The 17164-nt window shown below is 43.4% G+C and carries 5 protein-coding genes and 1 tRNA gene; 2 read left to right on the top strand and 4 right to left on the bottom strand.

Annotated features, from left to right (window positions below):
• Positions 1 to 22 precede the first annotated feature (22 nt).
• Both EZV76_RS02775 and EZV76_RS02770 read left to right on the top strand, forming a co-directional pair.
• Complete coding sequence (locus tag EZV76_RS02775) at positions 23 to 703, top strand: head GIN domain-containing protein (RefSeq protein ID WP_136565049.1); 681 nt, start codon at positions 23 to 25, stop codon at positions 701 to 703.
• 6 nt (positions 704 to 709) lie between these two features.
• On the top strand, positions 710 to 1369 hold the full coding sequence (locus tag EZV76_RS02770) for a LysE family translocator (protein WP_136565048.1): 660 nt from the start codon (positions 710 to 712) through the stop codon (positions 1367 to 1369).
• Between the two features lie 31 nt (positions 1370 to 1400).
• On the opposite strand, the gene EZV76_RS02765 is transcribed toward EZV76_RS02770, so the two are convergent.
• The 4 genes from EZV76_RS02765 to EZV76_RS02750 all read right to left on the bottom strand — a co-directional run bounded on the left by EZV76_RS02765 (position 1401) and on the right by EZV76_RS02750 (position 17163).
• Positions 1401 to 1471, bottom strand: a tRNA-Cys gene (locus EZV76_RS02765).
• 45 nt (positions 1472 to 1516) lie between these two features.
• A complete protein-coding gene (gene folB, locus EZV76_RS02760) occupies positions 1517 to 1879 on the bottom strand; it encodes a dihydroneopterin aldolase (protein WP_136565047.1) in 363 nt (120 codons plus the stop codon).
• Positions 1880 to 1924: 45 nt separating this feature from the next.
• On the bottom strand, positions 1925 to 2875 hold the full coding sequence (locus EZV76_RS02755) for a PorP/SprF family type IX secretion system membrane protein (protein WP_136565046.1): 951 nt from the start codon (positions 2873 to 2875) through the stop codon (positions 1925 to 1927).
• Positions 2876 to 2898: 23 nt separating this feature from the next.
• On the bottom strand, positions 2899 to 17163 hold the full coding sequence (locus EZV76_RS02750; RefSeq protein ID WP_136565045.1) for a T9SS type B sorting domain-containing protein: 14265 nt from the start codon (positions 17161 to 17163) through the stop codon (positions 2899 to 2901).
• Position 17164 lies beyond the last annotated feature (1 nt).

Below are 17164 nucleotides of genomic sequence, written 5' to 3'. Positions count from 1 at the left end.
TTGAGAACCAAATTTTTAATAGATGAAACCGTTTACGATTGTTCTATTTTTTATTTCCTTACAGGTACTGAATGCACAGGATAAAGAGATTATCCGTAACCTCGATGGGTTTACAGAAGTGAAGGGTTTTGATGGACTTTCCATACACCTGATAAAGTCAAGCGAAAATAAAGCTGTGATTACTGGTGCAAATACCCACAAAGTGGCCATAGTAAACAACAATGGTGTTTTGAAAATCCGAATGGAAATCGATAAAATTTTCAGTGGATATAGAACCTACGTAGATTTGTATCATACAGAGGTGTTAAAAGTGATAGATGTGAATGAGGATGCCCGAATGTATTCGGATGAAACCTATAAACAGGATGTTCTGGAGCTGAAAGCACAAGAAGGGGGCGAACTCGAAATAGGTTGCCAAGTAGACCAACTGTTGATAAAAGCCGTATCGGGAGGAAAAATATTGGTGTCCGGTTTTTCAAATAATCAAGATGTAATTATCAATACAGGTGGAGATTATAATGGAAAATCCTTCAAGACCAAATTTACCACGATTAGTGTAAATGCCGGTGGAAATGCAGAAATCTACGCCACAGATTATGTCAAGGCCAATGTAAAAGCAGGAGGGGAGGTCTTGGTGTATGGCGACCCAACAAAAATGGATGAATCCACCGTTTTTGGAGGTAAAATCAAAAGGGTGGAATAAAAAAATATGATTGACGATATTCAAGCAGCGATACCTCTGGGTTTCTTATTGAGCTTTATGATTGGCCCAGTATTCTTTGTGCTGCTTGAAACCAGTGCCACCAAAGGGTTTAGGGCAGGAGTAAGCTTTGATGTAGGGGTGATCATTGCCGATATTGTTTTTTTGATCATTGCCTATTTCAGTAGTTTTCAATTGTTGGAGAACCTTAGCAACCAGCCCGGTCTTTTTGTCTTTGGAGGAATGATTTTGCTGGTATATGGAATAGTACTTTTTTTAAAAAAAGCTGGTAAAAAAGCAAGCTTTAAAGCTACAAAAGGAAATTACCTTAGTCTTTTGGTCAAAGGGTTCTTGCTTAACTTCATCAACATTGGGGTATTGGCATTTTGGTTGGGACTGATTATTGTTGTGGGGCCCAGTTTGGACAATAATCCCAATAGGATTTTGGTTTTCTTCGGTACGGTGATAGCGGTTTATTTTACCACAGATCTTTTGAAAATTATTTTGGCGAAACAATTGAAAAAGTACCTCACCAAAGAACGTGTTGTTTTAATCAAAAAAGGATTGGGACTTATTTTGGTTGCCTGTGGAATAGTTTTGATTATCAAAGGATTTCTTCCCAAAGAAGAGTTTAACATTAAAGAAGGGATCGAGCGCATAAGCGAATAAAAAAACCCAGCAGATATTGCTGGGTTTTTTGAGGCATCGAGCGGATTCGAACCGCTGTACAAGCTTTTGCAGAGCTGTGCCTAGCCACTCGGCCACGATGCCATTCAGGAGTGCAAATGTACTACTTTTTTTAGCTTGCCCAAATCCTTATTTAGGTCTTTCTGACTCAAGAACAGCGGTTACACTTTCAACATCTCCACCAATGGGGGGATTAATTTTTGAAACTTCAACAATTATGTTGGTTACGTTGGCTATTTCCTGGAAAATACGGTCTATAATACGCTTGGCAACATGTTCCAAAAGGTTAGAGCGTATGCCCATTTCTTCCTTTACTATATTGTTCAAGTGTACATAATCCACGGTTTCACTGAGTTTGTCCGATTTTGCAGGCAGCGATAGGTCTGCGGTGATTTCCAAATCTACGCGATAATCACTGCCAATAAGCATTTCTTCTTTTAAACATCCGTGATTGGAATGGATCCTGATATTGTTTACCCTAATTTTTCCCACGCTTCTATTGGATTAATGGGCAAAAATAAATCAAAACGGGCTAAATCAATACATACATCTACAATTGCTTATGCCTTGGAAGAGATCCATACCTACGGTAAGTACGTGTGTTCCTGTACTATATCCCAAAATTTCGTTGGTAATTACTTGATATGAATATCCAAAATAGAAATTACTTTTTTTGAATCCGGCAATGGGTGCAATGTATAGCGGTTCACCAAGCTGGTCGTTCAAAAAACGATAGGTAAGACCAACATAGTAGTAGTCTTCAAAGTCATGAAAACGGAATTTGGCGTTTAAGTCGGTTACCGAACGGCCATCACTTTCAAACCATTGAAAGAAAACAGAGGGCTCCAATTCCAATTTGCTATTCTTGTTTTTAGAGATGCTATAACCCGTATAGGCATAATAATTTCTCAAAGTATTGGGTTCAAAAACAGGATTGAACTGTTCCAAGTTTTTGTTTAGAATATTGGATGCGTTAAGACTGAAATAAAACTTATCGTATCGGTAAAGCACCCCAAGGTCAAAATTATGGTTGGTAGTCGCTTTATCGTCTGTGGGAAGCTGTCCGTTGTTAGCGGTAAAGTTCTCCACATCTATCCTAAACTGGTTAAAGTTGTATGAAATACCAAAAGAGAGAAAAATATCATCATAACGATCTAAAGTAAGGTGGTGGGCAAAAGAAACCCTGGCCCCCCTTTGTTTTGTCTCGCCATTGCTATCATTGTACAAGAGCATTCCCAACCCCGAACGGTTGCCTATCCGGGCATCTGCGGCCAAGGTCTGGGTATCCGGAGCGTCCTCTATACCCACCCACTGGGTCAACCCGTTCAAGCGAACCTTTATATGGTCCCCGATCCCAGCATAGGTTGGGGACATGATAAAGGGGTTGTCAGCAATATATTGTGAAAGCTGTGGGATAGTCAATTCTTGCCCTCTGGCCACAAAGGCCAAGAGGAAAAGAAAGACAGAGGGATATATTTTTTTCAACATGGGGTTGAGTAGGTTAATTGTTATTATCGATATAGGGTAAAGTGTCCAACAAACTCCCGATCATCCAATTCACCATTCAAACGAATCACGTACCAATAATCTCCTGTTGGTAACGGCTTGCCATCGTATTCTCCATCCCAACCATTGGTATCTCGGGTCATCTTCTCCACTACTCTACCATAACGATCATAAATGGTTATTAGTACGTCTGGGAAGCCTTCAATATTGTCCGGAATCCAAGTATCATTAAGTCCATCTCCATCTGGGGTAAAGAAGTTTGGCATTTCAATATCAATGAACTCCATAAATATCTCGGCTGTAGCCTGACATCCGTTCTGGTCAATTACCGTAACGGTATAGGTATCAGTTCTGTTGATATAGAACGTATTGTCCGTACCATTATCAATATCACCAAAGTAGAAGGTATATTCTTCAACTCCACCGGTAGCTATTGCCGTAATTTGGTTGATGTTGTTATTTTCCAAAACCAATGTCAATGGCTCATAACCCTCTATGGTGAAATCATATGTGGTCATACATCCGTTGGCATGGGCTATGGTGATGTAGTGATCGCCAGGAGTCATGTTGGTGAAGTCCGCACTCAATTGCATATCGGCCGGATCTGTGGAATCCAAAGCATACAATACATCGGCAGAAACGGTTGGGTCTTCAAATATGATTTCCAAAGAGTTATCTGGGACGTTTCCGGTACACTCGTACATTGGTGTAACCGTAGCAGCCAGATTTACTCCAGGTTCAATTTCCACAAACACATTGGTCTCACATCCTTGTGCATCTCTAACGAATACCACATGGGTTCCGGCCGCTAGATTTTGGAACAAGGTTTGGTTTTGTACAAAATCTGCATCAGCATTGGAATTTAAAGCAGTTTCATAAGGTGCGGTACCTCCAGTTATTTGTAGCTCGAAGGAACCATCTGCACTATTGAAACACACCTCATGCATAATGTTGATTGCCTCTGCTTGGATAGGCTCTGGCTGCTCAATATCAAACTGGAAGGTTATAAAGCATCCGTTTACATCCTGCGCAATGACATCGTAGGTGCCTGGAGCCAAATCAGTGAAGGTGTTTTCTGTATCAAACTGATCCAAGTTGGGCGAAATAGCATAGAGAATCTGTCCAGTTCCTCCAGATACTTCAACCGTAATGGTACCATCGTCCATACCTGCACAGGTAACATCTGTTGATTCCTCACGGTCCACTTGCAATGGCAATGGTTCGGTAATTGGGATAACAGGTGATACCTCAACACAATCTTGACTTGTTACCCTTACATAGTAGTCACCAGCTATAAGGCCGTTGAATGTACCACTGGTTTGTGGTCCTGCCACCAAGTTGGTCAATGCAGCATCGCTGAACAATTCATAGTTATAATTGCCCAGACCGCCCGTTGCCCTGGCAATGATAGTGGCACTGGCCTCGCCAGTACAGTTTATCATGGCAGCAGAATCGTCAATATTAAGAACAAGGTCCGGTACTTCGTCAATAGTTACTTGGTTGGAAACCATGGCCGTACAGCCATTACCGTCCCTTACCATGAACTGATAGGCATTGGGCAACATATTGGTAAAGTCATGGAAATTACCATTGTTGAAGTTTTGCCATGTAGAAGTGGTGGTGTCAAAATATTGGTATGTACCATTTCCGCCAGAGGCAGAAAGTCTCATACCACCGTTCAAAGTACAGGTCATTTCTGCTGTTTGTACCAAGTTGGTTTCCACCTCATCTGGTTCTTGGATTTCTACAGTAACGGTTTCCACATCACAACTCCAATCATCTGAAACAGTTATACTGTATATACCAGCACCTAAACCATTGAAAGTTGGATTACTTTGTGAATCAGAAGTAAAGACAATATTGGCCCCCGCGGCATCATAGATGTTCAATTGGTATTGATATACGCCTTGACCACCCAGAACATTGATTGCGGTAATGGATGCGTTGTCATCACCATAGCAATCCAACATGGTTGTTGAAGCACTAATATCTGCTGTAATATCTGCAGGTCTTACCAGAGATATATTCCTCATCAACGGACAACCATTGGCATCGGTTATGGCCACATCAAAGTCACCTGCCGATAAACCTGTAAACAAGTAGCTTGCCACATTGTTCTGCGTGTATACTTGACCAGTATTGGTGTTGGTCAACACAATGTTATATGGCGCCGTTCCCCCTATTGGGGCCACCTGAATCTGTCCCTGATCGTTGGTACAAGTAACATTGGCCACCATAAGAGGTGTTGCATCCAAGGCTGCACTTGGGGTATTGATTTGTACTGTGTTGGAATTTTCAATACAGAAAGGAGCTCCAGTTTCAGTAACCCTTATAAAATAGCTGCCTCCAATCAATAGATTTGATGGATCGGGAATTTCAAAAGGATTAACGGAGGTATTGCCACTTCCAGTAATTCCAGTAGTTGTACCATTTGAACGGAACACTTCATAATTGTAGGCGCCAGCGTATCCTGTTACATCAATTTCCAGAGTTCCGGTGCCACCATAGCACAGCGCATGGGATACAACGGATGCTACCACATCAATAGTGTCATACGGTGCAATGTTATATGGCGCTGTGTCCACATAACAGCCTGTTGTAGTATCTGTTACCCTAAACACATAGCTTCCAGGAGCAGTCAACTCAAAGGTTGCTGAAGTACTGGTTGGAGTTCCTGTCAACGACCCAAGGGTATTACCAACGGGCAACAACTCAAAAGTGTAGGTGTTGGCTGGGTTTCCGTTGTCTGAAACCGTAATCAAAACTTCTTCAGGGTTGTTACAAGTTATATCAATGTTCTCCGTAACAGTAGCAGTGAATGCATTTATAGCCGTAATAGGAACAGCTGTAGTCGTAAGACATCCATTGGCATCTTCAACATAAATGGTGATATTCTGATCAACACCAGTATCCACAATTTGGAACTCGTTTAATGTCTGGAAGTTGATGTTATCCAAACTGTACAAATAAGGCGCTGTTCCACCCACTGGGGTTACAGTAACCGTAGAGGTATTAACCGTGTTGTTTGCATTACAAGCAAATGCTGTTGCAGTGGCCGAAGCAGACAAAATACTTGGTTCGGTAACGGTTTGATCAAAGAAATCCTCACAGGCCCTTGATGATATTACCCTTACCCTATAGTCTCCAGCAGGAAGGTTGTCAAAAACGGTGCTGGTCTGTGCAAAACGATAGGGTGTTCCCAAGTTGGACATTTCGTACAGCTCAAAAGTGTATACTGGATCTACTACAGAAGCTGGATCTAAAACAACTGTTAAGCTACCCGTTGAACCACCATTACAGTCCACAGGGTCCATGATCACATTATCAATAATGGGATCAACCTTGTCATCAAGTTCTTGCGTAACGGTGACGGTACAAGGAGTTCCTGTATCGTTATCGGTTACCGTGAAGGTATACGTACCAGGCATGGTAAGTCCAGTAAATATTCCTGTGGCATTTGTTGGTAGAGGCGTAGATCCATCAGGGAATTCTACCGCAAAGGTCAAGTTGGAAGAACCTCCATTTACATTTATAGTTACATGGCCTCCGGGATCTACAGTACAATCAATAGGCTTATCAACAGTAGCCGTTGCCGTCATTACATCCAATAGCTCTACTGGGCCTACAATTTCGGTACAAGACCATTGATCGGCAATCAATACCTCATAAGTGCCGGCACCCAAACCAGAGAATATGGCACTAGTCTGCGGAGAGCCAACATTAGATCCGTTACGGATTAATTGATAGGTATAGTTGCTTCCTTGGCCGCCAGCAGTTCCCACCACCTCAATCTCTCCTTGGAAGACGGTACAATTATCTTGGTTGATTTGCAATGCGGCTGTAATTGGAGTTGGATCTACAAGCACAATATTGTCCTGAATCAGTTGCGCACAGCCACCGGCATCGATTACCCATGCTTCATAGGTTCCAACACCAAGCGTGCTAAAGGTCGCTCCAGGGACATAATCGCCAGGTCCTGAAGGAGCAGAAGTGCCTACATAATATTGGTATCCACCCCAACCTCCGGTCACATTGATGATTTCAATGATACCGTCGTTTCCAGCACAGGTGATTGGCGTAACTTGGGTTGCTCCCGCGATAGCGGCGGCAGGGCCCGCAATATTGAATGATTCACTATAGACACAAGCAGATCCTGGCGGATTGGTGTCCGTTACCTCTATGTAGTATGTTCCAGCAGCAAGACCGGAAATGGTGAAGCTTCCATCGGTATCTGAACCAGTGGTAACCACATCATCGGCCAAGTTGGCGGGTGTATTGTTTATGTCGTAGTACAGGGTGTAGCTGGTTGCACTTGCATAGGTAATGCTTGATGCATCCACTAGATTGAGCTGCACTTCGCCATCCGTATCACCAAAGCAGGTAATATCTGTGGTTCCAACTACAATAAGATCCAACACCTCTGGGTCAGCCACAGTATGGGAAACGCCAACAATACAACCTGTTACGGTATTCCTTACTTCAAAGTTGTGGGTGCCCACGGACAATCCAGTAAAGATTCCTGATGCTTGGAATACGCCTGCTGGCAATATTCTGAACTCATAGTTTGCAGGATGCGTGTTTGAGTTTGTCAAGGAACCAAATGCAGTAATGGTAATGTCTTCACCTGTAACGCAAGTGGCAACAGCATCAACAGCAACAGTTGCGGGTTGCAATTCATCAAATGGGGCAATGGTCTCCGTAGCGGTTCCCATACATCCATTATCATCATAGACATTGATGATGTAGCTTCCTCCAGCTGTATTGGTTTCGATGTAAACGTTGTTTGGACCAGATTGTACCACAACATCATCACCAGTAGCTGGCGTACCATTGTCATTTATGAATTCATAAATGACATAATTGCCACTTCCTCCAGTAATGGACGCTGTATCCACTGTTATGGTGGCATTGTTCATATTATTTCCGGCAGTACAGAGAAATTCAACCACATTGGTGTTTACGTTTGCAACTGGGTCTGGTTGGGAAATAACCTGGGTTAATGTTGTTGTACAACCGTTGGCTGCTGTTACTTCAATGGTATAAGTAATACCGGCAGCACTACCTTCGAGTCCAGTAAAGGTAGCCGTGGTGGCGTTGTTTGAAGTAGGCGCCAATGGGAAGGAAGCTGCGCTTCCAGGCCCTGAAATAATTTCAAATGTATAAGGTCCTGTACCGCTGTCTATAGCACTTACTGAGATGGTACCATCGGCATCACCATTACAAGTTACATCTGTGAAAGAGGTAATGTTGAATGAAGGCATAATGGCAGGAGGAACCGATACATTGAAAACCCTTGAACATTCAGGTGAAGCTGTATTGTTATCAAAAACAGTAATAATATAATCCTCAACAGTTGTAGTGCTGAACACCAACGGATTGGTGGACAAGTTTGTTCTGCTTACCACAATTCCCGAACCATCGGAAATCTCATAATCATAGCTACCAGAGCCTTGAAGTACATTAATGGTAATTTCGGCATCAGGGCTTGGTGAACAATCCAATAATTTGGTCAAGGCTACATCTACTTGGAGTAGGGGATGAACCGTGACCGTATCTGTATCAACACATCCATTGGCGTCAATGATAGCGACATTATAGGTGCCAACAGCTACATTATTGAATACACCACCATTGTTCAGATAAGTGGTGCCGCCATCCAACGAATACAATATGGGGAGTGCCGCACTTGTGGCGTTCACGGTAACCGTAGCAGGAACGGTACAGTTGTCAACAACCAATGAGTCTATGGTAGGATTTGGGGCCAAATCTAGGTTAACCGATCCCAGAGGAACGGAACAACCATATTGATCTTGCATTAGTATGGAATAACTGCCTGCTGGTGAATTTGCTGGTATTTCAATGGGGTTGTCCGCAGTTGCTGTAATGGTTGTGAAAGGAGCAGGACCTGTAACAGTATAGGTGTATATGCCACCACCGCCCAAGGGGTTCTGAACCTCAATAAGCCCAGGGGAATTACAAGTAATATCTTGTAGCACATTGGGTGTTCCGTTTAACGGATCAAGTTCCATCAACAGTTCATTTTCAGTAGCACCTACACAGCTATCATTATTAAAGCTGTCTACCTCTACAACTTCTATAAAGTAGTTGCCGGGCGCTAAATTGGTAATGGTAACATCTTGTTGTGGAGAAGAGAAAGGTACTATTCCCCCACTATCTGTTACAAATACCGCAGAACCAGAACTCATATCGTACAAGGTCCATCTAAACTGGGTTTCAAAAGGAGCTTGGTTATCAGTTACGGTATAGGTGATACTTCCGTTGTTTGCCCCATCACAGCTTGGCGTAATGCTTGAGGTAATTTCCAAAGGAACGGTGATAATGTCATTCACATTTACGCTACTTTGACGAACACAGGTTGCATTGTCCCTAACGTAGAAGGTGTACGTTCTACCGGGCACCAACCCTGTAAAGGTATGGGTTGTTCCCAAAGGCAAAGGTGCTGTCCAAGTGGCAGTAGCAGGATTAAAGTTTGCAGGGTCATCTGAATAGGTGTATTCGTATGGTGCCGTACCGTTCTGTCCCCGCACGGTAACTTGAAGCTCATTACAGTTTACGACAATAGGCAAAATGGTAATATCCAAGTCATCTAACGGATAAGGTATGATGAATGGCGGAAGGTCCGTCTGACAAATGGTATTGTTTGAACCATCCACAGTTCTCATGGAAGGATAAACGGTTTGACCAGAAACGTATCCGGTAAATTGGTCTGAAGTACCTGGTGCTGAGTTGTCCCCTATCCATGTGGCACCACCATCGTCACTAAATTGAATGGTTCCTAAAGTGGTGGGATATCCAGAGAATTCAAAGCCGAAATCATTTATATCACCGGTACATGTTCCAGGTGTAACCCCAGATACAATGCCAGTCAACTCATCAGGATTATTGATGGTCTGCGTATCGGTAATGGTACAACCTGTTGCATCGGTTACATTGATGGTGTAGTCGCCGGGCATTAGGTTATAATAAGTTCTTGAAGAGGCCACTACATTGGTGTTGGTCTGATCAGATGCACCACCGTTGTCCAAATCAATGATTTGAATAGTATACGGAGCAATCCCGGAAGTAATGTTCACCAAAATAGATCCAACACCATCATGACATTCAGGATCTGTTGGTGTAGCCGTCATAGTCAACGGTGTGGCCGGGTTCACAGTTACTGTTTCCATAAACTCACAGAATGGAGCTGTGGCAGAGTTGTCCCTTACGTACACATCGTAAGTGCCTTCGTTTCCAGCAGTTACAGTATATGTGTTGGTTGTAGAGAAGAATCCGGTTGGATCTGTGGTGGTGGGTACAAAAGCATACTCCAAAGTGGGCGAACCACCAGAAGCCGTAACAGAAATACTGCCATCGGCACAAGTGGTAATGTCTTCAACATCCACTGTGGCAATAAGCGCATCTACAATGGTTACATTTTGAAGGGTACCTACACAACCAAAGCCATCCCTTACATTGATAGTATAGTTTCCTGCAGCCAAACCTGAGAAGGTATGGTTAGTGGAATTGGAAGGGCTGGGGGTTATCCATGGACCGCCATTTAAACTAAATTGATAATCTCCATTACCACCAGTTACATCTACTAGAATGGTACCGTTGTTGTCTCCACTGTAACAGGCGGTGGGAGTTACATCAAAAACAATATTTGCAGGAGGCACAACAGTAATGGCAGCATCAACAGCATCTTCACAAAGATTGGTGTCCCGTACACGAACAATATAGTCTCCAGCCACAAGTCCAGGGAATATATTGGAGGATTGATATCCTACAAGTACACCGCCACCAGTATCTTCCAATTGGTATTGGTATACTGGTGTTCCACCGGTTGCAGAAGCCGTAATCGTAGCTCCTCCGTTGGAACAGGTCATTATGCTGGTCACAGAGGCAGAAGCATCCAAAGCATTAGGCTCTGTTAAAGTTTGATTAAGGGTCACGGAGCAAGCAGGGTCCCTTAAATCAACAATGGTAATCGTGTGATTACCTGCGGCCAATCCGTTTACGGTGATTGGACTTGCAAATTGGGCAGCAGAAACCACACCACCATTTACTTGATAGGTAAATCCAGTTGCTGGGTCAAAATTTTCAGTTTCAAACGTAATAGAACCGTCGGCCGCACCATTACAGGAAATTTCGGTAAAGGCGGTAATAGCACTATCAAAGGCATGGCCATCCTCAATATTGACATCAACAGTCAACGAACCACCACAAACCTCTGGAGTTTGGAATGCTTCAATATCATCTATGGCGATGTCATTACCCCCTGTAACAGCAGAGTTGGTTCTGATGACAATGTCCAAATTGGAATTGGCGCCAGGGTTAAGGGTAACGGTATAGTTTTGCCAGTCGTTGGCATCGTTGTTTTTAGGTACATTCCCAGTGGTGGTACTGGCAATAACGGTGCCCACTCCATCTACCAATTGAATATCGATATCCGGATCAGCACCTCCAGTTCCAACCCTTAATAAGTTGAACGCCCATAGCGAGATGGTTATGTCCCGGTTGGGAACCACCTCAATGTTTCTTTTTGCATAGATGATACCATTAGGGCCAACAGCACCACCCACATTCATGGCTAAAAATCTACCATTGGCCAAAGCAGAGTGATCGTTGGGACTTCTCCATGAACCATATGGGTTCACGATGGTTTGCGTAACCGAATATTCTCCATCTTGGATATGGGTGTCTATACCCCAACCGCAAGAGTTAATGGAACCATTCTGGGGTTCATAGCAATAAGCCGGGTCTACTTCAGGAATACTTGTATTTGGTCCAGACCCAAAGGTTTCCAATAACAACACACTTGGTGAAGGAGCTGTGTTGCTAGTATAGTTTACAGTTATGGTGTGTGGTCCAACCCCAACATTGTTAAATACATTTGAAGTAGAAGGAGTGTTTGGATTTCCATCTATTTCATATGTATAATCAAAAGCGGCACTGTCCGGGGTTAGGGTAACGATACCCTCTCCATCACATTCATAATCTATTGATGCGGTAACACCCGGAGGGGTTGGTTCAGGATCAATGGTCACCGTCATTGGGTAGGTACAAAGATTGGCATCCCTGATGTAAACGGTATGCGTACCAGGCAACAAATACCCTATTGAACTTGGGCCATACGAAGTTCCTCCATTAAAGCTGTATTCATATGGAGCAGTTCCTCCAATAGCATTGGTAATGCGCACCTCTGCACCCAAGCCTGGGTTACACTCGGCCAATTGGGTAACGGCGGCGGAAGCAGAAAGCGTAAGGGGCTCGGTAATAGTATATATTTCATTGACCAAACAACCGTTTGCATCCCTAACGCGGATGTTATAACTTCCAGCGGCTTGGTTTACAAACGTATTGGAAGTCTGATAGGTAGCACCGTTGTTGATGCTGTATTGATAGGGCGCCTCACCACCTGAAGCAGTTATGGTTATGGTAGCCTGGGCTTCACCACTACAAAGGATTCCAGTATCAGAAACCACCAATGCCAAAGGCGGATCTTGTGAAATGGTGATGTCGAAAGAAGCCTCGCAGTATCCTGCTGCGCCATTGTTATCACGAACATATACGTCATAATTACCTGTTCCTCTGGTTACAGGATTGGTTCCTGAAAAATCTCCGGCATTTGGAGTTGTTCCATCAGGTACAACAGCGTAAACATAGTTCCCATCTCCACCTGTTGCGGTAATATTTATGTCTGAATCTGTACCACAAGCGGTTACGTTGGGCGAAGAAGCGATTACACTCAGTTCTGGATCAATGGTGATCGATTCTGAATCTGTACAGGTGTTTCCATCACGGACTTGGATGGTATAACTTCCTGGGCCAAGGCCAGAGAATACATTGCTTACCTGAAATGGACCACCATTAAGGCTGTATTCGTAGTTTCCGTCCCCACCAGAAGTTACGTTTGCGGTTAGGGTTAAACCAACGGCATCATCATAACAAATATCATTGGGCACAATGGCCAGTACGGGGGCAACTGCTTCAATAATATCAAAAGTGTCTGTATAAACACAACCATTGGAATCGGTTACGGTATAGGTATAGGTCCCACCAATGGTTAAATTGGAGAACAAACCGTTGGATTGTGCTGCAGGCAATACATAACCAGCAGGCCCGGCAGTAATTTCATAACTATTGCCACCCCATCCTCCAGATGCTATAATGGTAACAGAGCCTGTGGAAACACAGCTAGGCTGTACCACTGAATGTGAGGCGGTCAATGCCGAAGCCGGAGCATTTATGGTAACACTGGCGGTATCGGTACAATTGGTAAAGTTATCGGTTACGGTAATGGTGTAGGTACCTGCCGCCAAGTTGTTCAAGGAAATGGTTCCATTGGTTTGGGCGCTTCCATTGAAAGTTGCAGGGCCAGTTACCGAATAATCGTAATCTGTATTAAAGTTTGCCACAATATATCGTAGCTCTCCATCTGTGTCTCCCAAACAGCTAATATTGCTCACCAATTGCCCAGTAACCGTTATTTCAGTAACAGGGTTTATGGTGTAGCTTTCATCATAGAAACATCCATTGCTGTCGGTTACACGGAACATATACGTGTCCGGGGCCAATCCGGTAAAAGTGGCATTGTTTCCATTGTTGATTACACTTGCTGCAGGGGCAATGATTTCATAGGTCAAGTTTGGTGTGCCTCCCGTAGTGGTTAAGGTAACATCGGAAACAAAGGCAGGACATGTTGGATTGGTAGCCGAAAATGTAAGATCCGTTGGAGGATCAAGGGCATCTAAAGTAATAGGGTCGGTGGTAACTGTACAGCCGTTATCGTCCCTTATGGTGATGGTGTAAGTTCCATCGGTAAGCCCTGTGAAGGTTTCTGCACCAGCACCACTTACAAAGTTTACCCCATCAATACTGTATTCGTAGGGTGCTGTACCCCCGGTTACATTTTGGGCCTCAATAATTCCATTTTGTAAACAAGTATAATCTTGAATCAATGCTGCATCCCCATCCAAGCTATCTGTTGGGGCTGTAATGGAAGCATACTCAAAATAATCACATGATGCACTTCCTTTACGTTGGTTTATTACCACGGCATAGTCACCGTTAGCTAAATTTGGAAAATAGCCGGTAGTGTTAGTGGCCAAGGCATTATTGTAGTCGTAGGCGTTCTCATCAAAACCAGTTGCATCGAATAAATAGTAAGTTAGTTGATACCCATTGCTGTTGATTAGATTAAAAGTAATTGCCCCTGTTGATTCCCCATAACAAAGCACATCAGTAATCACCGTTGGATCAAAATCAGCTGCTGGTCTAAACTCGATAGTGACGGTATTGGAGATATCATAACAATCAAACCTATCTACCACCACGAAGGTATAATCACCTGGGTCATAGATATCAAAAATTTGACTGGTTTGAAATTCAGAAGGCGGTATGTCTGCTACAGTGGGGTATGAAATTACGGGGTTGCCCAATTCATCCACATAAGACCAAATAGCATATAAATGTGGTGTTTTCCCTCCTGTGGACTCCATTAGTATATTACCTTCTCTACAGGTAATGTGTTGAGAAATCCTTGCGTTTAAATCTAGATCTGAAGAATCAACAATGGTGACTTGTTCTGTATAAGTACAGTTATCATCTGTAGTTACGGTTACATCGTATACTCCGGCATTTAAATTTTCAAAAGTATAGTTGTTGTCTGTTGAAGGTCCAAAAGTATCCACAACAGTACCTCCTTGTGCTATTTCGTAACTGTATTGTGGCTCTACATTGAGCACAGATATGGCTATTTCACCCAAACCGTTACAATTGGTGTCTTGAGTAGTAATGTCTACTTGGAAATTTCTTCGAAGGACACCAATATTTTCTAGGACAAAAACACATCCATCGGTTACTCCCTGTTGTCTCATTTCAACACTATAGGCGCCATTAGTGTCGATATCAAAGCTAGGGCTTGGTCCGTAAGGAACAATTACATTTCCTGTGGTTTGATCTAAAAGTTGGTACTCATAGTTTAGGGGCATGTTTGTAACCGTGATGTTTCCATCTGTATCACAAATAATGTCTCTTGAGGTGTATTGTGGGTTGAGCGGGTTCTTGTAAATGTTGAAATGGAACCTGCTGAAACATCCATTTAGATAATTGATGATCAATCGGTATTGCCCAGAGTCTGAAGCCACATAATCGTTGCCCAAACCAACATTGGTCCATCCACAACCCGCATTGGTGTTGGCACAGCCGTCAATTGCTGCAGGGCAGCTTGACTCATCAAGTTGTTGCCACTCTATACTTACGGCATCGGGGATATTCACTTGGAGCAACTCGGTGTCGTTAAGACCACAAAGGAAGATTTCCGGCAATTCGCTACCATCATTGGGACAAATTTGAATCTCCCCATCAATGGTGTTTGATGTATCATTGATCATTGCGGTGATAGGGTTGCTTTGCACTGAACCAAACAATTCAACTACAATGATTTCCATGAAATCTTTACAGGGGTCAGCAACTTGTTTATCAACCAAATAGGTTCCCACTTCTGTAACCACCATGGTACTTGGGTCGCTATCCGCATCAGCATCGGTAATAACAGTATCGGTTCCTATATCAATTTGGTTGTTGCCATTTTCATCACGGTACCAGATATAGTTATCAAAATTGTCTCCTGCATCCAAAAGCACATCGTCCCCACAGAGTTGAACGGTCCTACTAAAATTACAGGCGCTTAAGTCGTCCAACAAAAAGTTTGTGGCCCCAGGTGTTGGGAAACCACAACCGTCAAATTCGGAAACACTGGGGTCGTCTGTAATCTGTGCACTGTTTATGGCACCACTATAAGTGGAATAGGCCAAGTTCTGGATGATGTCCGTACAGGCGTCAATAAAGTCGAAACAATTTTCTGCCACTTGTACCCGCATACGGATTGTTGCTGGAGGATCTCCTTCTTGCACTAAATTATCAGGAATGTTAAAAGTAATCGTCCTTGTACCGGGGTCATAGGAATAAGTAACTCCGGCAGGCATGGAAATGGTGCTCTCATCCAAGGTAACATTAAGAGGGAGTATGTCTCTTATTGTATAGTTAACGGCGTCGTCATTTCCAACATTCTCAAAACTAAGAACATAGTCTAAATACTGCCCTAGATTAACCCCTAATCCGGTGATATCGTTTCCGGCAATATCCTCTACGGTTTTGGTGAGCGCCATGTTGGGCTCAATGATTTCAACGTCCAAGGAGGTAAAAAAGATATCGTACTTATCTTGTGTTGACGATGCCCGTAATGTGGCCCCGGTTTCACTATTTGGTATAACCGTACGGCTAGGGTTTGGTATGGTAAATAGATCAACATCCCAACCCAATGTGTTTATACTATTTGGGTTTCGGGTAGTAATTATGTTGTCCTCAATGGTTATGTTACTGTTAAAAAAGTTGGTGGTTGGGTTTACTGTGTTTCCTAGTGTGGTGAAACCAGCATTGCTGTCTGCACGTATGGCCAATCTATCCCCTGAGATTCGGTTGTCACCTTCCAAAGTGGCCACACCCAATTTAGCACGAACCGGAAATGGAGCGGGAAGAGTAGTAAATCCACTGAAAGGAACATCAACAGTTTGTCCTGATTTTATACCGGCATAACCATCAAAGGTTGTGATGTATTTACCGGGCAGGGTTGGATTTTCATATACGATAACCAAAGTCCAACCTCCAGAAACACCACCTTGCACACTATCTCCAGAACTGGCTCGCACATTACCAACAAAGTACTCCCCACTTGGGGTGGCCAATGCAGTAACTATAGAAGTTACGTCTTTATAGCAAGCGTACGGTGCATAGTTTCCAAAATCTGCATCCCCTTCACCATCAAACAGGATTTCATCGGCAGTCAAGTCTTGGTACGCCCCTCCTGGAACCCTAAACTTTACTTGGTTAAAATCTGTGCTTCTATTATTGTCCCGGTACACCGCCGACCAATATAAACCTGCATATCGGATTAAAGAACATGAGGGGTCTGGAATAGATAGTGTGGCACTACTTGAGCTAAAGGTGGAAGGGTCACCATCTATATCTATGTATTGCATGTTCAAATCATCATTATAAGATGAGCTTGAACCAGTTGCGTTGTATGGGTCTTCAGGGTCTGAGGTACTTGAATCCCGGTTCACAATATTGTTGGCGATAAAGGTCAAATCACCCCTGAGTTCGTTTGCATAACGAACGTCAAAGGTGTTCTTAACCTGGGAGGTACCCACCCAAGAGATGAGTGCCATCCCTAAGAACAGCAATATTTTATGTAAAGGTTTGGCCATG

The organism is Flagellimonas alvinocaridis (assembly GCF_004916895.1).
In the GTDB taxonomy this organism is placed as follows: domain Bacteria; phylum Bacteroidota; class Bacteroidia; order Flavobacteriales; family Flavobacteriaceae; genus Flagellimonas; species Flagellimonas alvinocaridis.
The sequence above is the reverse complement of the archived record's forward strand: the minus strand, read 5'-3'. Positions and strand labels throughout refer to the sequence as shown.